The organism is Rhodococcus sp. IEGM 1318, assembly GCF_033142465.1.
GTDB classification, from domain to species: domain Bacteria; phylum Actinomycetota; class Actinomycetes; order Mycobacteriales; family Mycobacteriaceae; genus Rhodococcus_F; species Rhodococcus_F qingshengii_B.
Genome location: NZ_JAWLSC010000006.1, coordinates 248,818 through 272,024, shown reverse-complemented (window position 1 = coordinate 272,024; position 23,207 = coordinate 248,818). Strand labels below are relative to the sequence as shown.

Below are 23,207 nucleotides of genomic sequence, written 5' to 3'. Positions count from 1 at the left end.
CTCACAGAACAATGGCAATCTTCCTCACCAAGGATTCAAAGGTCATCGTCCAGGGCATCACCGGCGGCGAGGGCACCAAGCACACCGCTCTGATGCTCAAGGCCGGCACCCAGGTCGTCGGCGGCGTCAACGCTCGCAAGGCCGGCACCACGGTCTCGCACGTTGCTGCTGACGGTTCCCCTGTCGAGCTCCCCGTCTTCGCGACGGTCGAAGAGGCAATCAAGGAGACCGGCGCAGACGTCTCCATCGCATTCGTTCCGCCGGCCTTCTCGAAGGACGCCATCGTCGAGGCCATCGACGCGGAGATCCCGCTTCTCGTGGTCATCACCGAGGGCATCCCGGTTCAGGACTCCGCTTACGCTTGGGCATACAACGAGTCCAAGGGCAAGAAGACCCGCATCATCGGACCGAACTGCCCCGGCATCATCACCCCGGGTGAGGCCCTCGTCGGCATCACGCCCGCCAACATCGCAGGCACCGGCCCCATCGGCCTGGTCTCCAAGTCGGGCACCCTGACCTACCAGATGATGTACGAACTCCGTGACTTCGGCTTCTCCACCGCCATCGGCATCGGCGGCGACCCGGTCATCGGAACCACCCACATCGACGCCATCGAGGCGTTCGAGAAGGATCCCGAGACCAAGGTCATTGTGATGATCGGTGAAATCGGTGGCGACGCCGAAGAGCGTGCAGCCGATTACATCAAGGCCAACGTCACCAAGCCGGTCGTCGGCTACGTGGCTGGCTTCACCGCTCCCGAAGGCAAGACCATGGGCCACGCCGGCGCCATCGTCTCCGGTTCCTCGGGAACGGCTCAGGCCAAGCAGGAAGCTCTCGAAGCTGCAGGCGTGAAGGTCGGAAAGACGCCGTCCGCCACTGCTGCTCTCGCTCGCGAGATTCTTCAGTCCCTGTAAGGGGCTTCGCCCCCGTGCGTGGTTAGGGAGTCTCCGGACTCCTTAACCACGCACAGTGGTATCGACCCACATCGACCCGGCAGGTTCCAACTGCCCGGCACCGGATGTGATGGATGCGACGACCGATTCGAGATCGTCGGCATCACCGGCGGCGAGTGTCATGACCGCTTTCGATCCATACGTAGTTCCGAGCACCGAGACGCCCCGCGCTCTCAGTTCTGCTTCCACTCGACCGGCCTCTGAATGCCGGATCGCCAAAGTGCGCAGGATTTTCCGCTCCCTGGCCACCAGTTCGGCCGAATCGAGAGCAACCGAGACCGCTCCCGAATACGCGCGAACCAATCCGCCGGCGCCGAGCTTGATTCCGCCGAAATAGCGCGTGACGACCACAATCACATCGACCAGATCTCGAGACTTGAGAACCTGAAGCATCGGCACCCCCGCAGTGCCGCCCGGTTCGCCGTCGTCGTGTGCACGCTCGACGCGTGAGTTCGCCTCGTATCCGATCACGAAAGCCGAACAATGGTGGCGCGCATCGGGATACAACGACTTCTGCTCCGCGACGAACTCCATGGCGGCGTCGGTGTCGTCGATCCGGCGAAGCGCGGCGATGAATCGTGAGTGCTTCACCTCGGTTTCGACGACATGGTCGGCGCCGGGCGCGAGGGTGAAGGGCATCTGCCCATTGTCTCCCGTCGGTGTTAGCGTGCGAAGTCGAGACACATACGCTGGTAACCATCGAAGGCCGTCTACGAGGAGAAGTCATGACGTTCACGCCGCAAGGGCCCAACTTCGGGCCACCGAATCAGCCGGCAGCGGGCGGTGGAACCAAGAATCTCGGATTCATCCTGCTCATCGCCGTCGCGGCGCTCGGCCTGATCAACTTCCTACTCGGTTTTGCGCCCTTCACCACGATCAGTGGAAGCAGCAGCGGAATCGGCAGCGATCTGGACACCAGTTCGAGCTTCTTCGAGTCGAGCATCTACGGCCTCGGATTCATCTTCGCCGGCGGTGTTGTCGCCGGGATCTCGCTGCTCCCGAAGCAGTCGTATGCAGGTATTGCCGCAGCGCTCTCACTCACGGGTTTCTTCTCTTTGGTGTTCGCCGCATTCTCGGTCGGTACCAGCGACTACGTCGAGATCGGGCTCGGTTGGGGCCTGATCATCGTGCTGATTCTCTCGTTCGTGCAGACCGTCGTCGCCGTTGCCGCGTTGCTGTTCGAGATCGGAATCCTGAAGGCTCCCGCGCCGCGTCCGGTAGCCCAGCAGTACGGTCAGCCGCAGGGCTACGGTCAGCAGCAGGGTCAACAGCAGGGGCAGCCCCAGGGCTACGGACAGGGCCAGTACGGTCAGCCTCAGCAGGCACAGCAGCAACCTCAGCAGGGCCAGTACCAGCAGAATCCGCAGTACGGGCAGGCACAACAGCAGGGATACGGGGGAGCACACGCCGCCCCCGCCGACCCGACTGCTTCGCAGCAGCCTTATGGGCAGAGCGCATCTCCCTACGGCCAGAACCCGGTGCAGAATCCCACGCAGACCCCGACCGACTCGTCGTCGTCCGCAACGACGTCGTCCTACTATCCGCTGACCTCGCAGCCCGGTGGCCAGCCGAACCCGAGCTACTCGTCGGACCAGTTCACCGCTCCACGCGGTTACGGCCAGCCCTACAACCAGCAGCCGACTGGCTCGACCGAGCAGCCGACCGGCTTCGAGCCCCCGACGTTCGAATCACCGACGCCGCCCGCGGAACCTGACCAGGGCAGCAGCGATTCTGCGGCCGAGACCAAGGTCTTCGGTTCCCAGAACCCTGACGAGCGTCAGCAGTAGTACTTTCTTCGTTTCACGAGCATGAATGTGGCCTCCGACCCGCTGCGGGTGGAGGCCACATTCCGTGAGCCCGACGGCGCGCCTGAGTGCGCGGCGCACTATCGAGTGAAACCCTCGAGGGGATGAGTTCTTTGATTGATGGCACCCGGTCCCGTCCCGCGTCCGCACGACCCGGACGTGGTCGTACTGGCGGCGGCCGCGTCGGCGGCGGTCGCCCGGCACCCAACCCGGACCTGGCACGCAAGCTGCTGACTGTCGCGTTCCGACCGTCGGGCCTGACGATGCTGCTGATTGCGGCCGTCGTTGTGGTCACCTTGGTATCGGCGAGCAGCGACCTGACCGGAACCTTCGGCGCCATTGCCACTACATGGTTGGTCATCCACCAAGTGCCGGCGACTATCAGCGGCGTCCAACTCGGTGTACTGCCGTTGCTTCCGACGGCGGTCATGATGTGGGTGGTCGCACGCCGATGCGCGTCGACTGCGGTGCACACCGACTCCCGTGACGACACCCTCCGCCTGGTGGGCGCCGCGATCGCCGGACCGTTGACGATCACGGCGATCGCGCTCGCAGTGGTCGCCGACGCCTCCGCGGCGATTCCGCTGTCGAGCCCCAACACATTGGCCGCTTTCGGCTGGGTCGCAGGGATTCACCTGATCGCCGCGTCCGTCGGAGTTGCTGCTGCGCACTGGGATCGCGTCGTCGCCGAGATTCCGCCGTGGGCATCTGCCGCTGTTCGACCGGCAACGGCCGCGTCGGCAGCGCTGTTGGCCGCGGGCGCCGTGGCCGTCGTGGTGTCACTGCTCGTGTCGTGGTCGACGGTCGGTGACCTGCTCGCGCGCGGCAACGGGTTTGTCGGCGTTCTGGGATTGACGGTGTTGTCGCTCCTCTATCTACCGAACTTGGTCGTCGGTGCTGCCGCGGTGATGACGGGATCGACGGCCGATTTCGGCAACGTCTCCATCAGTGTGTTCGGCAACATCGGCGGAGACCTGCCACCGCTGCCCCTTCTCGGAGCCATTCCGGAAGGCGTCGCCGGCGGAATCTGGCCGGTCTTGTTGATCGTTCCGGCGGCGGTGGGGGTGATGCTCGGCCGCGATTGCGCTCGACGCATCGCCGGGCAGGACAGTGTGCTCGCGGTGCTGACGGCAGCTGCCGGTGCCGGCGTCGTCATGGCTCTGCTTGCCCTTGCTGCCGGGGGAGACCTCGGGCAGTTCGGCACCGTCGAGGTCCTGTGGTGGGGCTTCGGTCTTCTGACTTTTGCGTGGCTGGGATTGTTCGGAACCGTCTCGGCGCTGTTCGCGATGTGGTTCTCGCATCGCGGACACTTGAAGGACGAGGTTGCGCCGCCGGAGGCTGAACCGGCTCGAACATCCGAGCCCGAACTCGCGATCACGGCCGCGGCCACCCCGGAAGAGGCAGACGAGAACACCGGCGAAGTGCTCGCCCAGGAATCTGCGGTAGTTGTCACCAAGGTCGTCGAAGCCGAAATCGTCGAGGAATCAGGCGAACCTGTGCAGGTCGTGACAGAGGAAACCGTCGAAATCGAAGTAGTCGAGGCCGAAGTTGTCGCGGCACCCGAGACCGACCCCGCAGTCGGACCCGGCCCTGCGTCCGAGGCGGAGACCGACCTGCCCTCGAAGCCTCAGGAGTCCAGCGACTAGGCTGTCATGCGGCCGATACTCCGGCCGCATCATCTTCCAGTTCTCAGGAGTAGTGCGCTGACTGCCTCGGCCGACAATCCGCAGCCGACAATGCCCGACAGGGTCCAATTTCGCGACTCGATCGCGCGGGTAGTCGTACTCGCTTCCGGCGCGGGAACCCTGTTGACTTCGCTGATCGACGCTTCGCATGCCGACGGATACCCGGCCGAGATCGTTGCCGTCGGTGTAGATCGTGACTGCCTCGCCGCCGAGCATGCCGCGGAAGCCAAGATTCCGTCCTTCAAAGTGTCGATCAAGGCCTATGAAGATCGCGCTACCTGGGACGACGCGCTGACTGCAGCGGTGGCCGAGCACGACCCCGACCTGGTGGTCAGTGCCGGTTTCATGAAGATCCTCGGCCCCACATTTCTCGCGCGTTTCGGCGGCCGAATCATCAACACTCATCCCGCGTTGCTGCCTGCCTTCCCCGGCGCGCACGCGGTTCCCGACGCTCTGGCGTACGGCGTGAAGGTCACCGGTTCCACGGTGCATCTCGTCGACGGCGGAATTGATACCGGGCCTATCTTGGCGCAGGAAGCTGTGCCGGTGCATGACGACGACACCGAGTCGTCGTTGCATGAACGCATCAAAATTGTGGAGCGACGGTTGTTGGCGGACGTCATCGCCGCTGTTGCTACGCGCGGAGTGGTTTCCGATGGACGAAAGGCCGTGATCCCCAGTGAGTGAACGCAAGGCTGTGCGCCGTGCACTTGTCAGCGTCTACGACAAGAGTGGTCTGATCGAGCTGGCCACGGGCCTGCACGAGGCCGGTGTCGAGTTGGTCTCGACCGGTTCGACTGCGTCGAAGATCGCCGACGCCGGAATCCCCGTGACCCCGGTCGAGGCTCTGACCGGATTCCCGGAATGCCTCGAAGGCCGTGTGAAGACGCTGCATCCGCGCGTCCACGCCGGCGTTCTCGCCGATACCCGCAAGCCGGACCACCTCGCCCAGCTCGAGGAGCTCGGCATCGCGACTTTCGAATTGGTCGTCGTGAACCTGTACCCCTTCACGGAGACGGTTGCCTCGGGCGCGAGCCCGGACGAGTGCGTCGAGCAGATCGACATCGGCGGCCCGTCGATGGTGCGCGCTGCAGCCAAGAATCATCCGTCGGTTGCCGTCGTGGTAGATCCCGCTCGCTACGCCGATGTTCTGACTGCCGTTGCCGGTGGCGGATTCACTTTGCGTGAGCGCACTGTGCTTGCGGCGCAGGCGTTCCAGCACACTGCGTCGTACGACGTCGCTGTTGCAAGCTGGATGACGAGCACGATTGCCGCCGACGAAGATGGTTCGCTGTTCCCGGCTTGGGTCGGTGCCACGTGGAACCGCAGCGCTGTCCTGCGCTACGGCGAGAACCCGCACCAGGACGCCGCACTGTACGAAAACCCCGCAGCGCCTGCAGGTTTGGCTCAGGCGGAGCAGTTGCACGGCAAGGAGATGTCGTACAACAACTACACGGACTCCGACGCCGCGTGGCGCGCAGCGTACGACTTCACGGATCCGGCAGTGGCAATCATCAAGCACGCCAACCCGTGTGGCATCGCCATCGGCACCGACATCGCCGATGCTCACCGCAAGGCGCATGCATGCGATCCGGTCAGTGCTTTCGGTGGTGTCATCGCAGCCAACCGTGAGGTTACTGTCGAACTGGCCGAGCAGATCGCCGACATCTTCACCGAGGTTGTCATCGCGCCCTCGTACGAAGACGGAGCTGTCGAGGTTCTGCAGCGTAAGAAGAACATTCGTGTTCTGAAGGCTGCCGCTCCGACCGCTACCGGAATCGAACTGCGTCCGATCTCGGGCGGTACTCTGCTACAGCAGCGCGACGTCCTCGACGCTGACGGGGACAACCCGGCCAACTGGACTCTCGCCAACGGTGAGGCTGCCGATGCCGAGACTCTTGCAGACCTCGAATTTGCTTGGCGTGCTAGCCGTTCGGTGAAGTCCAACGCGATCTTGCTGGCCTCCGGCGGCGCGTCCGTCGGCGTCGGCATGGGCCAGGTCAACCGCGTCGATGCAGCGCATCTGGCTGTTCAGCGAGCCGGTGACCGCGTCGTAGGTTCGGTCGCAGCCTCGGACGCGTTCTTCCCGTTCCCCGACGGTCTGCAGGTACTTCTCAACGCCGGCGTCAAGGCTGTTGTGCAGCCGGGTGGTTCGGTTCGCGACAACGAGGTGATTGCCGCGGCCAAGGAAGCCGGCGTCACTCTCTATCTGACCGGTGCGCGCCACTTCGCGCACTGATTCCTGCTTCGCCGGCGGGCCTCGACTTCCTCTTCGTAGGTTGTCGGGGTCCGTTCTGTTTTCAGGCGGCCCGGTTCTTTCAGGCGGCGCTGCTGTGGGTGCCCTGGAGTTCGCGGGGTGAGCCGGTGATGACGACGCGTGAGGCTCCGCGACTGCGGATCTCGCTTATCAGTGCGCCGAGGGTGGCTTCGTGGGCGGCGTCGGAGTGCGAAAGATCCAGGGTGACGGCGTATCCGGTGAGGTCACCGGGCAGATCGACGTACGGCGGCGCTATGGACAGTTGGTTGACTCGAAGTTTCATGTGGTGCTCCTGCGTGTGAAAGGTAAAAGAAAAGGCACCCGAGGCGTTTGCCCTGGGTGCCCGAGAACGAATCCGGTGAAACTGGGGATCATTCTCGGGGTACACCGCGCTTGCTGCCCATGTGCTTGGCCGACATTGCGGCCGAAAAAATGTGCTTGTCTGCGGTGCAGCTGCGCCACGAAGGTACGGATACGACGTTCGGGTGTAGCGACATGATGTCCGTTCCTTTCTGGGTGGCGTTGCTGGTTAATGGATGACCGTACAGCACGGATCGAGGGTTCGCACCAATAAAAAGCGCCGCGAACGTAAACATCAGGTGACTTCTGTCCCCGGATTTGCGGGGTTGAAGGAGCCTCTGTTGCAGGTCAGGCGTAGAAAGCGAAAGTCCCTCCGCGATGCTTCGCGGAGGGAACTTTTTACCTGAAGAAAAGGACGTTCGGTCTGTACGTGATCAGGAGAACGAACGGACCCACGCTGTGAAGGGCTCCGAGAACTCTGCCGAGTACGGAAGCGGCGCGACGTAGTCAGCACCGGTGGACTGTTCGTCGCCGATGTCCTTGAGTACGAAGTTGGCGTTGCGCATCCGCACGGAAGTCAGCGCTGTATGGGAGAGCGCGGCATCCAGCGCTGCGACATCGGCGGGAATGACTTGGATGTCCTTGTCCGAGCAGCTGGTGAGAACGGGCATGCCCGCCGGCAGCGCCGCCACGAGCGCAACCGGGTCCAATGCGTCTTCCTCGGCGAGTGCCTTGGCGTTGGCGTGCACGAGTCCCGCATTCTGCAGGGGCTCGGGCAGATCATCCGGAACTGTGCCCTCGGATCGCAGGGACTCAACGGCGTCGGCGAGCGCGACGCGCAGTTCGTCAGCGAGTTCGACCGGCAACTGACCGGCGCCGACGACGGCGTCGAGCTGGCGGTGAATCTGCGTCGTGAGTAGATCGAGAAGCCTGACGCTCAGTGGCTCGAGCAGTGCGAGGGCGCTGACTCTTGTGCCCTCCTTCGCAGTGGCGAGAGCCAGTGCGACGACGGCACCGTCGCTGTGTCCGACCACGAACAAGCGCTCGGGATCGACACCGGGTTGCCCGGCGAGGTAGTCCAGTCCGTCGGAGGCGGCGTCGACAAATGTGTTGAAGCCGAGATCGGCGATGTCTTCGATCTCGTAGTCGCCGAGTGCGGTTTCGCCACTGCCGAGCTTGTCGTAACGCAGACTTGAAATGCCCTGATTCTCAAGGAGATCCGCGATGAAGCGGAGGGTTCCGATATCACCTTCGAGGAGCGCGCTGTCGCCGTTGCGATCGGTGGGGCCGCTGCCGGCCAGAATCAGCGCGGCCGGGGCAGGGGCGTCGGGTGAGGCGGCGAGGCGAAGACTCCCGTACAGGGTGACGTCGCCGGATTGGAACGAGATCTCGGTGTCGGACATGACGACTTGTCTACCAGGTCCGTACCTTCAGGCGGTGCGCAGACTCCGAACACGGCGCCAGCCACGCCAACTGAACCACAAGAGCGCGGCGAGCAGCGGAATGATCAGGAACGGCAAGATCATCGCGATCAACGAGGTGAAGAAAGTCAGTACGTCTTCGATGACGGAAACGACAGGATTTGCCAGCCCACCGGTAGTGGCCGTACTGACCGCTCGAGTACCGGTCTGGGCGGCGCTGAACGTCAACGCCGTCGGCGCTCCGACGATGATGCCCGCCAACGCGGCCATCGCAGGATCGAGATGGCTGAAAGCCGCCCAGGCCGCGATCACTCCGGCGATGGGTCCGGTGACGTTCCCGATCACCGACAACGCGTTGTCCACGAAGGGAATGAGGTCGGCACCCAGTTCGACCACTGCGGCGATTCCCAATGCCACCAGTGCGCCGGTGGATCCGATCCACCGCATCGACTCACCGACGGTGACCCCGAACAGTTCGAAATGCACCGCAGCACTGAGCATCAACAGCGGCAGGAAGGTTCGCATTCCGGACGCTGCGGCGAGTCCGAGGCCGAGCATGGCGGGCAACACCCAGGTATCCATGGGTGGAGTTTAGGTCTACTGTGCGCCTTTATTAACTGCCGGCGGTTAACAAAGGCGCACAGCAAGCACTCGGAAAGGACCTTCGATGGCGACAAACCCGCAGCCGATGTTCTTCCTCAACCTGCCCGTCAAGGACCTGGGCAAGGCCACCAACCTCTACAAGGTCCTCGGATACTCCAAGAACACGCAGTTCTCCGACGAGAACGCGTCGTCGATGGTCATCAGCGACACCATCGTCGTGATGCTGTTGGCCGAGCCCTTCTTCAAGACCTTCACCACCAAGGGCATCGCCGACACCTCGACGTCGACGGAAGTGCGACCCAGGATCACGGATTCATGTACAGCCGCAGCTTCCAGGATCCCGACGGCCACATCTGGGAAATCGTCTGGATGAATCCCGAGAACATCGAGGGCTGAGCGACCGAACTTCCTCGGCGAGAGGCGAAACCCCGCAAACACTCGTAGCGTGGAGTGGTGACTGTCGCAAAGACCCTCGGAGAGCTACGCGCCTCCGGACACGTACAGCGAAGTGTCAAGGAAGAATTACGAGAGAACCTTCTCGCCGCGTTGCGGGACGGCCGTGACCCCTGGCCCGGGATAGTCGGGTTCGAGGACACGGTCGCTCCACAACTCGAGCGGGCGCTGATCGCCGGCCACGACGTGGTTCTGCTCGGCGAAAGAGGTCAGGGAAAGACGAGGTTGCTTCGCACTCTCGGGCTCCTGCTCGACGAGTGGACGCCCGTCATCGACGGCTCCGAATTGGGGGAGCACCCGTACGAGCCGATCACACCGGCATCGATTCGCCGGGCCCGCGAACTGGGGGACGACCTTCCAATTGCCTGGCGACACCGCAGCGAGCGGTACTCCGAGAAGCTGGCGACGCCGGACACCTCGGTCGCCGACCTGATCGGCGACGTCGATCCCGTCAAGGTTGCCGAAGGCCGGAGTCTCGGCGATCCGGAGACCATTCACTTCGGTCTGGTGCCTCGCGCGCATCGCGGAATCGTGGCCATCAACGAGCTTCCCGACCTGGCCGAGCGCATCCAGGTCTCGTTGCTCAACGTGATGGAAGAGCGAGACATCCAGGTCCGCGGATATACGCTCCGGCTTCCGTTGGACGTCCTGCTGGTCGCGAGCGCGAACCCCGAGGACTACACCAACCGTGGACGCATCATCACACCGCTCAAGGACCGCTTCGGCGCCGAGATCCGCACTCACTATCCGGTCGAGTTGGAGGGCGAGATCGCGGTGATCGAGCAGGAAGCGCATCTGGCCGCCGAGGTGCCCGACTACCTCCTCGAAATTCTTGCCAGATTTACACGCCTGCTTCGTGAATCCACCTCGGTGGACCAGCGATCTGGTGTGTCGGCACGATTTGCCGTCGCCGGCGCAGAAACGGTCAGTGCGGCCGCGGTACGACGCGCGGCGGTGCTCGGCGAAGCCGATCCTGTCGCACGGCCGGTCGATCTCGAGTCGGTGGTCGAGGTTCTCCGTGGAAAGGTGGAGTTCGAATCCGGCGAAGAGGGCCGCGAACTGGAGGTGCTCGAGCACCTGTTACGTCGCGCGACGGCCGATACCGTTCGGGTGCGTCTCGGCGGAATCGACCTGGGAATGCTGGTTGCTGCTGTAGAGATGGGCAATACGATCGTCACCGGTGAATCTGTCACGGCCAAGGCGTTTCTCGACGAGCTTCCGGATCTCGAGGTCCTGGACGAAGTAGCCGAACGTCTCGGCGCGCAATCCGACGGCGAGCGTGCCGCCGGTGCCGAACTTGCCCTTGAAGGGCTCTACCTCGCGCGCCGGATCTCCAAAGATCAAGGCCCGGGCGGCCGCTCGGTGTATTCGTAAGGGGCAGTAATGATCCATAATCCGCGGTACGGGCCGTACGACGGTGGTCCCGATCCGCTGGCGCCTCCGGTAGATCTGCGCGAGGCCTTGGCGGCAATCGGCGACGACGTCCTGTCCGGCACGTCGCCGCGCCATGCCCTCCGGGAGCTGCTGCGGCGAGGCAATCGTGACATGCGTGGGCTCGACGACCTTGCCGCCCAGGCGAACCGGCGTCGACGGGAGTTGCTGCGCCGCAACAATCTCGACGGAACGCTCGACGAGGTTCGTAAGCTCCTCGACAAGGCGGTGCTCGAAGAGCGCAAGGAACTGGCACGTGCTCTCGACGACGACGCACGATTCAACGAAATGCGTATCGAGGAGTTGCCACCGTCGACAGCTCAGGCCGTGCAAGATCTGGCCGACTACAACTGGCGCAGCGGACAGGCTCGCGCGGATTACGAGAAGATCCGTGATCTGCTCGGACGCGAGGTCCTCGATCAGCGATTCTCGGGCATGAAGCAGGCGCTCGAGGGTGCCACCGACGAGGATCGGGAGCAGATTCGTCAGATGCTGGCAGATCTGAATCAACTGCTCGATGCGCACTCTCGGGGCGTCGACACTCCGGAGCAGTTTGCAGAGTTCATGGACAAGCACGGGCTGTACTTCCCGGACAACCCCCGCAACGTCGAGGAACTTCTGGATTCGTTGGCGCAGCGCGCAGCGGCCGCACAACGATTGCGGAACTCGCTCTCGCAGGAGCAGCGCGACGAGTTGGATGCGTTGGCGCAGCAGGCTTTCGGCGATCCGAGCCTGGTGAGTGAACTGGGGCAACTCGACCAGTACCTTCAGTCAGCTCGACCGGGTGAGGACTGGGAAGGAGCGCAACAGTTCCGCGGCGACAACGGAATGGGTTTGGGCGAGGGGACCGGCGCACTGCAGGACATTGCCGAGCTGGAATCGTTGGCGGACCAACTGTCGCAGCAGTATGCAGGCGCAGCGCTCGACGACATCGACCCCGAGCTACTCGCGCGGCAGCTCGGCGACGAAGCCGCTGCTGACGCCCGCACCCTGGCCGACCTCGAAAAGGCCTTGCAGGAACAGGGTTTCTTCGATCGCGCACCGGACGGTCAATGGCGCCTGTCGCCCAAGGCCATGCGGCAGCTCGGGCAGACAGCTCTGCGCGACGTCGCCGGGCAACTGTCCTCGCGAACCGGTCAACGCGACACGCGTCGGGCAGGTGCGATGGGCGAACCGACCGGAGCTTCCCGCGAATGGGAATTCGGGGACACCGAACCGTGGGACGTCACGAGAACCATCACCAACGCCGTCCTGCGTGACCCGGGCCGAATGCCGGTGAGGCTGAGCGTCGTCGATGTCGAAGTGGCCGAAACCGAACAGCGCAGTCAGGCTGCCGTGGCTCTGCTGGTGGACACGTCGTTTTCCATGGTCATGGAGGATCGCTGGGTTCCGATGAAGCGCACCGCACTGGCGCTCAATCATCTGGTGAGTACGCGATTTCGTAGCGACGAGCTGCAGTTGATCGCCTTCGGACGCCACGCGCACGTACTGAGCCCGTCGGAGCTTGCCGGTTTGGACGGCGCCTGGGACCAGGGAACCAACCTGCACCACGCACTGTTGTTGGCGGCCAGGCACCTTCGGCGCCATTCCAATGCGCAGCCGGTGGTTCTGATCGTCACCGACGGTGAGCCGACGGCCCATCTCGAAGCGGACGGAGAAGCCAGGTTCGACTACCCGCCGAGTGCTCGAACCCTCGGTTTGACGGTTCGAGCACTCGATGCCGTGGCCAGGCTGGGCGCCAAGGTCACGTTCTTCCGCCTCGGTGAGGATCCGGGCCTGGCCAGGGTGGTCGACCGGATGGCGCACCGGGTGGGTGGGCGCGTCATCGCGCCGGACCTGGACGGCCTCGGCGCAGCCGTCGTGAGTGACTACATGCGAGGTCGCCGTTAACTCTGTCGCTGCTAATTCTGTTCAGCGGGCTGATGCTGGGTGATGCAGTGGATGCCGCCGCCGCGTTCGAACAGCGGTCTTGCGTCGACGGTCACGACAGTGCGTCCGGGGTAAGCTGCTGACAGGATCCGGGCCGCTTCGGCGTCGGCCGGATCGTCGAAGCTGCAGGCGACCACTCCACGATTGACCACGAGATGGTTGATATAGCTGTAGTCGACGAATCCCTCGTCGTCGCGCAGGATTTCGGGAGCGGGTACCCGAACGACCTTCCACGGCCGGCCGCCGACGTCCGTCGAGCTTTCGAACAACTCGATGATCGTCTTGCTGACGGCGTAGTCGGGGTGCACCGGATTGCGTTGGTCGTGGACCAGTACCACTCCGGGGGAAGAGATGGCAGCGACGATGTCGACGTGTCCGCGGGTTCCGTAGGTCTCCTGATCGCGGGTCAATCCGCGGGGAAGCCAGATGACGTGTTTGGCTCCGATAGTGCGGGCGAGTTCGGCCTCGATGTCCGCCTTCGTCAGGTCGGGATTGCGCCCGGGATCGAGTTGGACGGTTTCGGTGACCAGCACGGTGCCGAGACCGTCGACCTGAATGCCGCCGCCCTCGTTGACGATTGGTGAGTCGATCAACTGGGCACCGGATTGTTCGGCGACAAACCTGCCGATCTTCGAGTCCTTGTCCCACTGCGCCCAATCCTGTGCGCCCCATCCGTTGAACACCCAGTCGACTCCGCCGAGACGGCCTTCGTCGGACAATACGAACGTCGGTCCGATGTCGCGCATCCATGCGTCGTCGAGAGGTGCCTCGACGATGTCTACCTTCTCGGACAGGTACTTTCGCGCTTCTTCGACCTCGGCGGGATCGACGACGACGGTGACCGGCTCGAATTCGGCGACGGCGTGTGCAACTGCAGCCCACGTCGAGCGAGCTTCGTGTTGTTCTTCCGCGGTGTCCCCGAGGGAATATCCGGCGCTGGGGTACGCCATCCAGGTACGTTCGTGCGGTTCGCTCTCCGCGGGCATGCGCCAGGTCATCGCTTGGCTCCCGCGGTGTTCACCGGTGCGGTCAGAGTCGAGTAGGTGTCAGGACGACGCGTTGCCAGGAATGGGAACAGTGCCAGCCAGTCTTCACGGTGCTGCAGGTCGAGATCGGCGACCAGCACGGCTGATTCGTCGCGGGGAGCCTGAACGAGGATGCGTCCGTATGGGTCCGAGATGAAGGAAGAACCGTAGAAGGTGATGAGGCCTTCACTGCCGTGGCGATTGGGGACAACCATGAACGTGCCGTTCGCGATCCCGTTTCCGACGATCACCTGCTGCCACAGTGGTTGGGTGTCGAAGTTCGGGTGATCGGGCTCCGAACCGATCGCCGTCGGATACACCAGAACCTGTGCACCGGCGAGGGAGTAAGCACGAGCGACCTCGGGGAACCATTCGTCCCAGCACGTCGGGAGTCCGAACTTGGCGCCGAGCGCCTCGTGAACGGGGTATGCGTCCTCGGACGGACCGCCTCGGAAGTACGTGTCCTCGTAGTACCCGGCCGTCACCGGAATGTGGAGCTTGCGGGTGCGAGCGAGAAGCTCACCTCCGGGGGAGACGAGGATCGCGGTGTTGAATCCCAGTCCGTCCTCGGCTTCGCTGCGCTCGTACAGCGACGCATGAACGAGGACCTGGTTCTCGGCGGCGGCCTTGGCAGCGAAGGAGAGAGTGGGTCCGGTGAGCAGGTCTTCCGCTTCGCGTCCGGGATTGTCCCCGGCAGGAGTGGAGGCGGGGTAGCGGCTGAGCGTCAACTCCGGAAGGAACACCACCGCCGCTCCCAGCTTCGCTGCGGCCGCGATGCCCTCACTCAGTTCGGCGCGGAGGTCGTCCTGATCCTCGTGCCAGCGATGTTGGACGAGACCTATTCGCAGTGGGGCAGACGTGGAGGGCGAAGTCGCGGCCAGCGACTCGGGTGGAGTGAGGGCGGTGATCGTCAGCATGGGGTTTCCTCGGCGCTCGGGTATTCGACGTTCAACGTAAAACGAATGTGATTCGTTAAGTATGGTGGGTGAGCGCTGATTGATCAAGGACTTTCGAGGAATTGTTTTTTGCGGCGCCCCGAACGGTGTGGATCACTACAGGAGGACATATGCCGCGGCCATCGCAACGACTGCTCTCACCGGCGATCATCACCGAGGCAGCGATCGAGTCGGTGGACGAGTCCGGCGACTTCACCATGCCGGGACTCGCCGCAAGACTGAAGGTTCGACCCTCGTCGCTCTACAACCACGTTTCCGGACGAGCTGAGATCGTCGAACTGATGAGGGCTCAACTGATGGCAGGAATCGACGTGAAGTCGGCTTCGGGGAACTGGAGTGAGACCGTCGCGGCGCTGGCAGCCGAGTATCGGCGAAGCTACGCCGCGCATCCTCGTCTGATTCCGCTCTTCACGGCGCAGACCGTGCAAGCCGGTGTGGCGTTCACCCTCTACAACGCATTGGCGCAGGCATTTGCCGATGGTGGCTTCGGCCCGGCTGAAACACTGCACGCGATCACGACCGTCGACAGTTTTGTTCTCGGTTCGGCCTTGGACCTGGCGGCGCCGGACGTCCAGTGGGCGTCGGGGCCCGAGGCCAACGACGCGATGAAGGCGGCGTTGGCAACGTCCGGGAAGAATCCCGAACGTGCCGACGCCGCCTTCGAATTCGGCTTACGTGTGTTGATGGCGGGCCTGATCGCGCAGGCTCCCGAATCCGCTGTCTCCTAGGACACGCTGAGGTCGTTCTCGTCGCGCAGAGCCTCCGTGTCGCGGTTGAGGGTCTTGCCCTCGAAGAACGCGGGATTGCGCACTCGCATGACCATCATCAGGACCGCGCCGAGGATGAGGATTCCGAATCCGAGGAAGAAGACCAGGCCGATACCGCCGATGGATGCTCCACTGGCGTTGTCCGGATTCATACTCTCCTGGACCGAAATGACGAACACCGCAAGCAGCATGAGCCCCCCGATGAGCGGGAACGCGAGCCGGAAGACGAAGTTTCGCACGCTGTCGAACACCGTCTTGCGGAAGTACCACACGCACGCGAATGCCGTGATGCCGTAGTACCAGCAGATCATGATGCCGAGTGCGGCGATCGTATCGAGCAGTGCACTCTCGGAAAGGAACGTGACGACGCTGTAGAACACGGCGGTCACAGCGCCGGCCACGACTGTGGCGTACGACGGCACCAGGAAGCGCGGGGAGACCTCGGCGAGCTTCTTGGGGAAGGCTCCGTACGCGCCCATGGCGAGCATGGTTCGCGCGGCGGGCAGGAACGTGGTCTGCAGGCTCGCGACGGAAGAGACGAATACGGCGAGGAACAGGAGCATTCCACCCCAGTTGCCCAAGACCGGGTCGGCCAGAGCGCCGAAGACGTTCTCGGAGTTGTCGGGATTACCGAGGCCGAGGCCTTCCTCGCCGACGCCGGCGTACATCATCGCGGCCACGGCGACCAGCAGGTAGGTCAGGAGAATGGTTGCGACACAGAGCAAACCGGCACGGCCCGGGGTCTTCTTGGGGTTCTTCGACTCCTCGCCCAGCGTGAGACAGGTATCCCAGCCCCAGAACGCGAAGATCGATCCGGTGAGTCCGATGACGAATGCGCCGATGGCGAGTCCACTGAACGGGTTGAACCAACTCAGGTCGAAGGACAATCCGGCCGGGGCATCGCCGGCACCGACGTGAACCAGGGCAACGACGGCGAAGACGACGAGCAACACCATCTGGAAACCGACGAGCGCGAACTGTACGCGCTCGCTGGTGGTGATTCCTCGACTGGCAATCCAGGTGGCCAAGGCGATGAACACCAGCGTGGTGCCGACGTTGACGAATTTGTTGCCCGGTAGATCGGCGATCGAGGGATTGTCGACCACCCGCGCGATGAACAGATAGAAGAAGTCGACGGCAATGGCAGCGAGGTTCGAGAGCACGATGATGGTCGCGATCACCATGCCCCAGCCGCACATCCAGCCGACGTATGGTCCGAATGCCTTGGTGGACCACGTGAATGACGCCCCACAGTCAGGAGTGTCGGCGTTCAGTTCGCGGTACGCGTACGCGGTGAGGAACATCGGGATGAAGCCGGCGATGAAGATGGCGGGCATCTTGAGGCCGACTGCGGCGACGATCAATCCGATGCTGGCCGTCAGGGTGTAACCCGGTGCCACGGAAGAGATTCCGAGGACTGCGCCGGAGATCATGCCGATCTTGCCGGTGGCGAGGCCTTTGGAACTCAGTTCGGTGCTGGTCATGACAGTGCCTCCGGCTGGGTGAATTCGTGCTTGGGCACTACGACCATGGGAACGGGCAACACGCGCAGCATCTTGGCGGCGGTGGAACCCAGGAAAAGTTTGCGGGGCTGTGCGAGGCGACTCGAACCGACCATCACGAGATCGCCGTCCTGCCAGTCCAATTGACGCACTGCCGATTCCACGGTGGATCCGTCGGCGATGATGACCTCGATGGGGAACTCCGCGGGGAGCGCGGCTCTTGCGACGTCGAGTGTGTCCTGAGCGTGATTTCGTGCACGCTCCCTGGCCGACTCGGCGGTATCGCGATGATCGCGCAGATCGTTCTGGGGGTCGAGCGCCACAAGAGAGACCAGTCGCAGCGGAACCTGCATCAGTTTGCTGGTGCGTACGGCGGTGTTCAAGACGATGTCGGCGCCGACACGGGTGCCGAGTGCACAGGTGACTTCTCGTATTGCGGTAGCCGACGAGTGCCGCGTTCCGCGAGGGGCCAGTGCTACGGGGACGTGGGCGGAGTGCAGCAGTTCGGTCGAGACCGAGCCTATCGCGTGACGGCCGAGCAGACCGTCGCCGGAAGCGCCCACCACGATCGCCAGCGCGTTCAGTCGGTCCACCTCGTCGAGTAGGCCCTGAGCAAACGACTCGTGGAAGCTCAGGTGTACTTCCACCTGGATGTCCTCGGGCACCGACGCTTTCGCTTCGGCGAGCCAGTCGTGTGCACGTGCGGCGAGGATGTCGTCGTAGCCGGCTTCCGAGGGAACCTTGGCCGGCAGTGTCCGATCCGGTGGGAGGACCATGCAGATGTCGAGTTGCGCGCCGAGACTGCGCGCGAGCTGGGCCCCGAGGACCAGCCCGTCTTTACCGCTGGGTGTGGCGAGGTATCCGACGATAAGGCGCATGGTGGCTCTTTTCCGGATTGGAGGAATCTGCTGTGCGCCTTTGTCAACCGCGGGGGGTTGATAAAGGCGCACAGCAGGAGGGGCGGCGACTCAGTCGTGCGAACTCATGACGTGCTTGAGACGGGTATAGTCCTCGACTCCGTAGGCCGAGAGATCCTTGCCGTAGCCGGAGTACTTGAAGCCGCCATGCGGCATCTCGGCGACGAGCGGGATGTGGCAGTTGATCCATACCGCACCGAAGTCGAGAGCAGCGGAGACGCGCTGCGTGACACCGTGATCCTTGGTCCAGATGCTCGAGGCCAGGCCGAACCGAACGTCGTTGGCAAGCGTGATCGCCTCCTTCTCGTCGGAGAAGCTCTGGACTGTGAGGATAGGACCGAAAGTCTCTTCCTGCACGATGTCGTCCGATTGCGCGACGCCGGTGATGACGGTCGGCTCGAAGAAGAATCCGGTTTCGCCCGAACGCTTTCCGCCGGTAACGATCTTGGCCGACGCCGGCAGGTTCGCGATCTTGTCGCTCACGGCGTTGAAGTGGTTGATGTTGTTGAGCGGGCCGTAGAAGGCGTCAGGATCGGAAGGCGCGCCGGGGCGCAGCTTCTCGGCGTTCCGGACGAGGGCTTCGACGAGCTGATCGTGGATGGACTCGTGAACGAGCACGCGAGTGGCCGCGGTGCAGTCTTGGCCACCGTTGAAGAACGCTGCCTCGGCGATACCGGTGGCGGTCTTCTCGATGTCGACGTCGCCGAAGACGATCGCCGGGGCTTTTCCGCCCAATTCGAGGTGTGCGCGCTTGAGTTGCTGCGCCGCGGATACGGCGACGGCGATGCCTGCCCGCACCGAACCAGTGATGGAGACGAGACCGAGGGCCGGGTTCTCCACCAACGTCGCGCCGGTTCCGCCGTTGCCGAGCACGACGTTCAACACGCCGTCCGGCAGGATGCCCTTCGAGAGCTTCGCCAGGACCAGCGTGCTGCCCGGTGTGGTGTCGCTGGGCTTGAGGACGATCGTGTTGCCGGCAGCGAGCGCGGGCCCGATCTTCCACAGCGCCATCATGAACGGGTAGTTCCAGGGAGTGACCTGACCGACGACGCCGATCGGCTCACGACGGACGTACGAGGTGAAACCCTCCATGTACTCTCCGGCAGCCTTGCCTTCGAGAAGGCGTGCGGCGCCGGCGAAGAACCGCATCTGATCGGCTCCGACCTTGACCTCTTCGTCCGCGATCATCTGGTGGGCCTGGCCGGTGTTGGCGCTTTCGGCCGCGACGATTTCGTCGCTGTGCGCTTCGATGGCGTCGGCGAGTTTGAGGAGTGCGGCCTGGCGCACGCTCGGAGTCGTCTTGCCCCAGGTCTCGAATGCGCGCTGCGCGGCTTCGACGGCGGCGTCGACGTCTTCCTTGGTGGAGATCGGCGTACGCCCGACCAGACTCTCGTCCACGGGGTTGATCAGGTCGAGCGTTTCCGTCGCGGCTGAGGCGACGAATTCACCGTTGATGTAGTTCTCGAGTACGACGATCGACATCGGTACCGGTTCCTCTCGAGGTCGAACGAGTTCCGGCCGAGGTGATCAGCACGGAACTCGCACTTTGTGGGGCGTGTGTGAGCAAGTGTGCGCTGACTCACAAATAATGGCAGCTGCCAAAAAGGTGAAATCTCTGATCACCAACGCGCCGAGTTGTACAGTCCAGCCCATGACGATCGCTGTGCGGTGGATGTTGGCGCAGCCGGACCTCGCGCTGGAACTCAAAGGTGGGGCGCAGGGTGTCGGTCGCGAAATCACATTTGCGCACGCCACGGAGTTGCTCGACCCGTTCCGATGGTTGACCGGCGGCGAATTCATCCTCACCACCGGCATTCGATTGCCGTCCACTCAGCAAAAGCGCGGCCGTTACCTCCGGATGCTCGACGCGGCGGGTGTGGCGGCGGTGGGGTTCGGGACCGGACTCTCGTACCCCGAGGTCCCAGCCGATCTGGTGGCGGTTGCCGACGAGATCGGACTGCCGCTGATCGAGGTGCCGCTGCCGACACCGTTCGCAGCCGTCGTCAAGCGCGTGATGAGCCGGTTGGCAGAGCAGGAATACGAAGCTGTCCTTCGAGCGTCACGGGCGCAACCGCGGATGACGCGCGCAGTCATTTCCGGCGGAACTGCTGCGACCGTGCGTGAACTGGCGATCGCGACTTCGGCGACGGTGCTCCTGCTCGACGTCGCCGGACGGGTTCTCGAGAGCTCACCTCAACTGCCGACCCAAGACGTGATCGACGAATTACGAGCGACTCTCGGGGGCGGCGCGTCCAGCAGCGTGACGCTCGCCAGTTCCGGAGCGTCGATCGCTGTGCAGCAGATCAGCGTCGGGAGGATGCCGTACGGATACCTGGCGGTGATCAGTACGTCTGCGCTCAGCTATGTCGATCAGATACTTCTCGGTCACGCGAACTCGTTGTTGGCGTTGGACTTCGAGAAACCTGCGCGCCTGCGTGCCACTCAGGATCAGTTGAATTCGCATGCCCTCGGGCTGTTGCTCACCGAAGAGCGCGACCCGGCGCCGGCGTGGCAACAGATCCGGCAAGCCGCGGACGGCGAGGGAATGATCCGTGGATTGACAGTTCTTGCCGACACGTCCGACGTCGCGGGACGCGTCGCAGGCGAGATTGCCGAGTTCATGAACAAGGCAGGCCGGCAGTTGTTTTCGCGGATCAACGACGCTCGCGTCACCGTGCTGCTGCGAGGATCCGACGACGTCGAGTTCGCCCGAGAGTTACTGAGCGGGGTATCGAGGTCGGATCTTCGCTCACTTCGCGTCGGCCTGAGCGCCCGACGCGTGGTCGCGGCGCTGGCGGTCGCCGTCGAACAGTCCCAGTTGTGTGCGTCTGCGGCGGAAATCGGCGGCGAACCTTTGGAATTCGCGGCTCTGACCGGAAGTGTGCTGCTGTCTTTCGATTCCACCCGTGAAGTGCTCAACACGCTGGCGGAAACGATGATTACTCCGATCGAGGATTACGACCGTGACAACGGCACCGAACTGCTGGCGTCGTTGCGCGCGTTCCTCGAGGCGAACGGGCACTGGGAAGCGGCAGCCATCACGATGGGCGTTCACCGACACACGCTGCGAAGCCGAATGGCGAAGGTGGAGAGCCTGATCGACTGTCGGCTGGAAGTTGCGAGAGTCCGTGCGGAACTGCTGCTCTCGATCATTGCCCGGCAGTCGTGATTGCCGGGCAATGATCGAGACTTGGCAAAGCGGCCGTCAGGCCTTGCTGCGGGCGATGATGTCGGCGGCGGTTCGCTGACCCATCCGGACAGCACCGTCGACGTGCTGGTACCCCTCGGCCGCGATGTCGGAACACGAGAAGTGAATCGGGCCGACGGGCGTGCGGGAATCCGCGCCGTAGCGGTGCAGGCCACCGAGGTCGAAGCTCGCCGCATAGGCACCGCGTGTCCATTCCTCCGAGCCCCAGTCGGATTCGTAGTACACAACCGGCTCTTCGGCTTTCGGGCCCAGGTAGCGGGCGAGTGAGGCCAGAATCGTGGCCTTACGCTCCTCGGCGGAAAGCTCGAACATCGCGTCGGCCTTCTCGTCGGAGACGAAAGCGACCAGGGTGCCGCGATCGTCCTCGTGGTTGGTGTTGTCGTACACCTCCTGCACTACCTCGGACGCGCCGAAGCCGGTGCCGGACAGGCCGTCTTCACGCCAGAAAGGCGTCTCGTACACGGCGTGCACCTTGATGACGAGGCCGAGGGACTGGTGCTGGTGCATCTGGTGCTGACGGCGCGGCAGCGGGGGATCGTAGGAGATCCGGGAGTAGAGGTTGGGCGGTACAGCCAGGATGACCCGGCTTGCCTCGACTCGAACGTCGCCGTCCGCCAACACCGTTGCGCCGGATTCGTTCCACTGCACTGTACGCACGGGCGCGTTGAGGAAGACGTCGTCACCGAGCGCCTCGGCCATGCGGATGGATACCTGCTGCATTCCTCCGACAACTCGCTTGTCGAGGATGAAGTCCTCGTCGACGAGGTGGGAGAACGAACCAGCGGAGGCGGCCATCAGGACTGCCTGCAGAGCGGAGAACGAGTGGGCGGGCTTGGTGAGCATGCCGCCGGCGATGAAGAGGCCGATGTTGTCGCGCGCCTCGGCGTCGTCGGACTGGTTGATCAGCCACTGCTTGAACGAGACGGTGTCGAGATCGCGAGCGAGGGGGTGTGCCCACGGCTCCTCGGCGCCGATCTGCGCTGCGAGATCGTCCATCTCGTCGATGAGACGGTCCATCTCCTTCTTCGTGGTGTCGTTCGTGGGGAAGGAATCGCCCGTGTATTGCGTCCGCTCACCCGCGGACGAGATGTAGACGGATTCGCCCTCGCGGTAGCGCTCGAAAGTTTTCAGGCCGAGTTCGTCGAGCAGCGAGATCAAAGCGGTCTGGTCGGGCGAGACCCACTGGCCGCCGATCTCCAGGACTGCGCCGTCGATGGTGTCGGTCCACGTGCGGCCGCCGACACGGTCACGTGCTTCGATCACGGCGACGGACAAGCCGGCCTTGCGCAGCGCGGTTGCAGCTGCCAGGCCAGAGGGGCCGGCGCCGACGATTGCAACGTCTCTCTGGAGAGTAGGCACTTGCGAGCTCCTTCATGTTGAGCACCGCTCGAGTCGAAAAGCTGCCGACGAGCGAGTGAACGGGTGTCGGTTTTCAGTCTGTCCCGAGGAGACGCACACCACACCTGACGAAACGGAGTGTTCGATCGTTGATCTTGCGACGTTTAGGCGCGGCTAGCCGTTGATGACGTGGCGATCGCCGAGCGGTCGGCTCAGCGGGACGTCCAAGCTGCCGAACACGGCAACCAGAATGCACATCTTGTCCGCGGCCTCGGGCAGTGCCCCGGTTCTCAGAGTGACGATCACCGTCGTATCAGTCTCCTCGACGGTGGCGTACGCGCCGTAGCACTCCGGAGTGCCGGTCACGAAGTGGACGGCCACCGTGTGATCGTCGACCTCGGACCACGATTCGAACATCGTGGCCGTCGCACCCACGATGTCGGTGCGACTGTCGAACTCCGTGCCCATCTCGCTGTCGTCGACCTCGTCGGGAACGGGCGTTCCGAGCGACCAGTCGGCGGGACTCGCTTCGTTGGCCGCCATCGGATTCGGCGCGGCTACCGGCCCGGTTGTCTGGGCCCCGACGGAGCATCCGGCCAAAGCAAGGCAGGCCAGAACGGCGAGGGTTAGTACACGCATGAATCCACCGTAACCCTG

At 63.7% G+C, this 23,207-nt stretch carries 20 protein-coding genes and 1 pseudogene; 10 read left to right on the top strand and 11 right to left on the bottom strand.

The genetic code is table 11. The features are described from left to right. Positions 1-11: 11 nt before the first annotated feature. The gene (sucD, locus tag R4P65_RS16600) at positions 12-914 is read left to right on the top strand and encodes a succinate--CoA ligase subunit alpha (RefSeq protein ID WP_003946432.1); all 903 of its coding nucleotides are present in this window, start codon (positions 12-14) and stop codon (positions 912-914) included. Positions 915-956: 42 nt separating this feature from the next. Here the strand turns inward: sucD and R4P65_RS16595 are convergent, their stop codons facing one another. Next, on the bottom strand, positions 957-1,592 hold the full coding sequence (locus R4P65_RS16595; protein ID WP_230814350.1) for an IMPACT family protein: 636 nt from the start codon (positions 1,590-1,592) through the stop codon (positions 957-959). An 86-nt stretch (positions 1,593-1,678) separates the two neighbouring features. Between R4P65_RS16595 and R4P65_RS16590 the strand changes: the two genes are divergently transcribed. The 4 genes from R4P65_RS16590 (at position 1,679) to purH (ending at position 6,682) form a co-directional block, all read left to right on the top strand. Next, entirely contained in the window at positions 1,679-2,740 is a 1,062-nt protein-coding gene (locus R4P65_RS16590; protein WP_317827317.1) for a DUF5336 domain-containing protein, read from the top strand. Positions 2,741-2,862: 122 nt separating this feature from the next. Continuing rightward, a complete protein-coding gene (locus R4P65_RS16585) occupies positions 2,863-4,404 on the top strand; it encodes a DUF6350 family protein (protein ID WP_317827316.1) in 1,542 nt (513 codons plus the stop codon). A gap of 6 nt (positions 4,405-4,410) precedes the next feature. Beyond that, complete coding sequence (gene purN, locus R4P65_RS16580) at positions 4,411-5,130, top strand: phosphoribosylglycinamide formyltransferase (RefSeq protein WP_411742550.1); 720 nt, start codon at positions 4,411-4,413, stop codon at positions 5,128-5,130. After that, entirely contained in the window at positions 5,123-6,682 is a 1,560-nt protein-coding gene (gene purH / locus R4P65_RS16575) for a bifunctional phosphoribosylaminoimidazolecarboxamide formyltransferase/IMP cyclohydrolase (protein ID WP_003946407.1), read from the top strand. The genes purN and purH overlap by 8 nt, the downstream gene beginning before the upstream one ends. Positions 6,683-6,761: 79 nt before the next feature. Here the strand turns inward: purH and R4P65_RS16570 are convergent, their stop codons facing one another. The 3 genes from R4P65_RS16570 to R4P65_RS16560 form a co-directional block, all read right to left on the bottom strand. Further along, entirely contained in the window at positions 6,762-6,983 is a 222-nt protein-coding gene (locus tag R4P65_RS16570) for a hypothetical protein (protein ID WP_003946391.1), read from the bottom strand. 451 nt (positions 6,984-7,434) lie between these two features. Then, on the bottom strand, positions 7,435-8,403 hold the full coding sequence (locus R4P65_RS16565; RefSeq protein WP_317827313.1) for an alpha/beta fold hydrolase: 969 nt from the start codon (positions 8,401-8,403) through the stop codon (positions 7,435-7,437). 27 nt (positions 8,404-8,430) lie between these two features. Next, on the bottom strand, positions 8,431-9,003 hold the full coding sequence (locus R4P65_RS16560) for a DUF4126 domain-containing protein (protein ID WP_317827312.1): 573 nt from the start codon (positions 9,001-9,003) through the stop codon (positions 8,431-8,433). 85 nt (positions 9,004-9,088) lie between these two features. Between R4P65_RS16560 and R4P65_RS16555 the strand changes: the two are divergent. From R4P65_RS16555 to R4P65_RS16545, 3 genes and pseudogenes are all read left to right on the top strand, one after another. After that, a pseudogene (locus R4P65_RS16555) lies at positions 9,089-9,420 on the top strand (VOC family protein). 54 nt (positions 9,421-9,474) lie between these two features. Further along, positions 9,475-10,851, top strand: coding sequence for an ATP-binding protein (locus R4P65_RS16550; RefSeq protein WP_317827311.1), 1,377 nt, complete (start codon positions 9,475-9,477; stop codon positions 10,849-10,851). A gap of 9 nt (positions 10,852-10,860) precedes the next feature. Continuing rightward, complete coding sequence (locus R4P65_RS16545; protein WP_317827310.1) at positions 10,861-12,798, top strand: VWA domain-containing protein; 1,938 nt, start codon at positions 10,861-10,863, stop codon at positions 12,796-12,798. Positions 12,799-12,809: 11 nt separating this feature from the next. On the opposite strand, the gene R4P65_RS16540 is transcribed toward R4P65_RS16545, so the two are convergent. Beyond that, complete coding sequence (locus R4P65_RS16540) at positions 12,810-13,835, bottom strand: agmatine deiminase family protein (RefSeq protein WP_317827309.1); 1,026 nt, start codon at positions 13,833-13,835, stop codon at positions 12,810-12,812. Continuing rightward, on the bottom strand, positions 13,832-14,779 hold the full coding sequence (locus R4P65_RS16535; RefSeq protein ID WP_317827308.1) for a nitrilase-related carbon-nitrogen hydrolase: 948 nt from the start codon (positions 14,777-14,779) through the stop codon (positions 13,832-13,834). The genes R4P65_RS16540 and R4P65_RS16535 overlap by 4 nt, the downstream gene beginning before the upstream one ends. A 149-nt stretch (positions 14,780-14,928) precedes the next feature. On the opposite strand from R4P65_RS16535, the gene R4P65_RS16530 reads away from it, so the two are divergent. Continuing rightward, entirely contained in the window at positions 14,929-15,546 is a 618-nt protein-coding gene (locus R4P65_RS16530; RefSeq protein ID WP_317827307.1) for a TetR/AcrR family transcriptional regulator, read from the top strand. Here R4P65_RS16530 and R4P65_RS16525 read toward each other — a convergent pair. The 3 genes from R4P65_RS16525 to R4P65_RS16515 all read right to left on the bottom strand — a co-directional run bounded on the left by R4P65_RS16525 (position 15,543) and on the right by R4P65_RS16515 (position 19,486). Beyond that, a complete protein-coding gene (locus R4P65_RS16525; RefSeq protein WP_317827305.1) occupies positions 15,543-17,069 on the bottom strand; it encodes an APC family permease in 1,527 nt (508 codons plus the stop codon). The genes R4P65_RS16530 and R4P65_RS16525 overlap by 4 nt on opposite strands. Beyond that, positions 17,066-17,965 (bottom strand): universal stress protein, encoded by a 900-nt coding sequence (locus R4P65_RS16520; protein WP_317827304.1) that lies wholly within the window; start codon positions 17,963-17,965, stop codon positions 17,066-17,068. Before R4P65_RS16520 ends, R4P65_RS16525 begins: the two co-directional genes overlap by 4 nt. Before the next feature lie 90 nt (positions 17,966-18,055). Further along, positions 18,056-19,486 (bottom strand): gamma-aminobutyraldehyde dehydrogenase, encoded by a 1,431-nt coding sequence (locus R4P65_RS16515; protein ID WP_317827303.1) that lies wholly within the window; start codon positions 19,484-19,486, stop codon positions 18,056-18,058. 169 nt (positions 19,487-19,655) lie between these two features. On the opposite strand from R4P65_RS16515, the gene R4P65_RS16510 reads away from it, so the two are divergent. After that, on the top strand, positions 19,656-21,173 hold the full coding sequence (locus R4P65_RS16510) for a PucR family transcriptional regulator (protein ID WP_317827302.1): 1,518 nt from the start codon (positions 19,656-19,658) through the stop codon (positions 21,171-21,173). Between the two features lie 36 nt (positions 21,174-21,209). On the opposite strand, the gene R4P65_RS16505 is transcribed toward R4P65_RS16510, so the two are convergent. Then, the gene (locus tag R4P65_RS16505; RefSeq protein WP_230814335.1) at positions 21,210-22,571 is read right to left on the bottom strand and encodes a flavin monoamine oxidase family protein; all 1,362 of its coding nucleotides are present in this window, start codon (positions 22,569-22,571) and stop codon (positions 21,210-21,212) included. Between the two features lie 153 nt (positions 22,572-22,724). Continuing rightward, on the bottom strand, positions 22,725-23,189 hold the full coding sequence (locus R4P65_RS16500) for a hypothetical protein (protein WP_317827301.1): 465 nt from the start codon (positions 23,187-23,189) through the stop codon (positions 22,725-22,727). Positions 23,190-23,207 lie beyond the last annotated feature (18 nt).

Coding starts and splice junctions, on each gene's coding strand:
- R4P65_RS16545 (WP_317827310.1), top strand. CDS start 10,861: ATGATCCATAATCCGCGGTACGGGCCGTACGACGGTGGTCCCGATCCG.
- purN (WP_411742550.1), top strand. CDS start 4,411: ATGCGGCCGATACTCCGGCCGCATCATCTTCCAGTTCTCAGGAGTAGT.
- R4P65_RS16500 (WP_317827301.1), bottom strand. CDS start 23,189: ATGCGTGTACTAACCCTCGCCGTTCTGGCCTGCCTTGCTTTGGCCGGA.
- R4P65_RS16535 (WP_317827308.1), bottom strand. CDS start 14,779: ATGCTGACGATCACCGCCCTCACTCCACCCGAGTCGCTGGCCGCGACT.
- R4P65_RS16540 (WP_317827309.1), bottom strand. CDS start 13,835: ATGACCTGGCGCATGCCCGCGGAGAGCGAACCGCACGAACGTACCTGG.
- R4P65_RS16560 (WP_317827312.1), bottom strand. CDS start 9,003: ATGGATACCTGGGTGTTGCCCGCCATGCTCGGCCTCGGACTCGCCGCA.
- R4P65_RS16585 (WP_317827316.1), top strand. CDS start 2,863: ATGAGTTCTTTGATTGATGGCACCCGGTCCCGTCCCGCGTCCGCACGA.
- R4P65_RS16530 (WP_317827307.1), top strand. CDS start 14,929: ATGCCGCGGCCATCGCAACGACTGCTCTCACCGGCGATCATCACCGAG.
- R4P65_RS16570 (WP_003946391.1), bottom strand. CDS start 6,983: ATGAAACTTCGAGTCAACCAACTGTCCATAGCGCCGCCGTACGTCGAT.
- R4P65_RS16595 (WP_230814350.1), bottom strand. CDS start 1,592: ATGCCCTTCACCCTCGCGCCCGGCGCCGACCATGTCGTCGAAACCGAG.
- R4P65_RS16565 (WP_317827313.1), bottom strand. CDS start 8,403: ATGTCCGACACCGAGATCTCGTTCCAATCCGGCGACGTCACCCTGTAC.
- R4P65_RS16520 (WP_317827304.1), bottom strand. CDS start 17,965: ATGCGCCTTATCGTCGGATACCTCGCCACACCCAGCGGTAAAGACGGG.
- R4P65_RS16515 (WP_317827303.1), bottom strand. CDS start 19,486: ATGTCGATCGTCGTACTCGAGAACTACATCAACGGTGAATTCGTCGCC.
- R4P65_RS16590 (WP_317827317.1), top strand. CDS start 1,679: ATGACGTTCACGCCGCAAGGGCCCAACTTCGGGCCACCGAATCAGCCG.
- R4P65_RS16510 (WP_317827302.1), top strand. CDS start 19,656: ATGACGATCGCTGTGCGGTGGATGTTGGCGCAGCCGGACCTCGCGCTG.
- R4P65_RS16525 (WP_317827305.1), bottom strand. CDS start 17,069: ATGACCAGCACCGAACTGAGTTCCAAAGGCCTCGCCACCGGCAAGATC.
- sucD (WP_003946432.1), top strand. CDS start 12: ATGGCAATCTTCCTCACCAAGGATTCAAAGGTCATCGTCCAGGGCATC.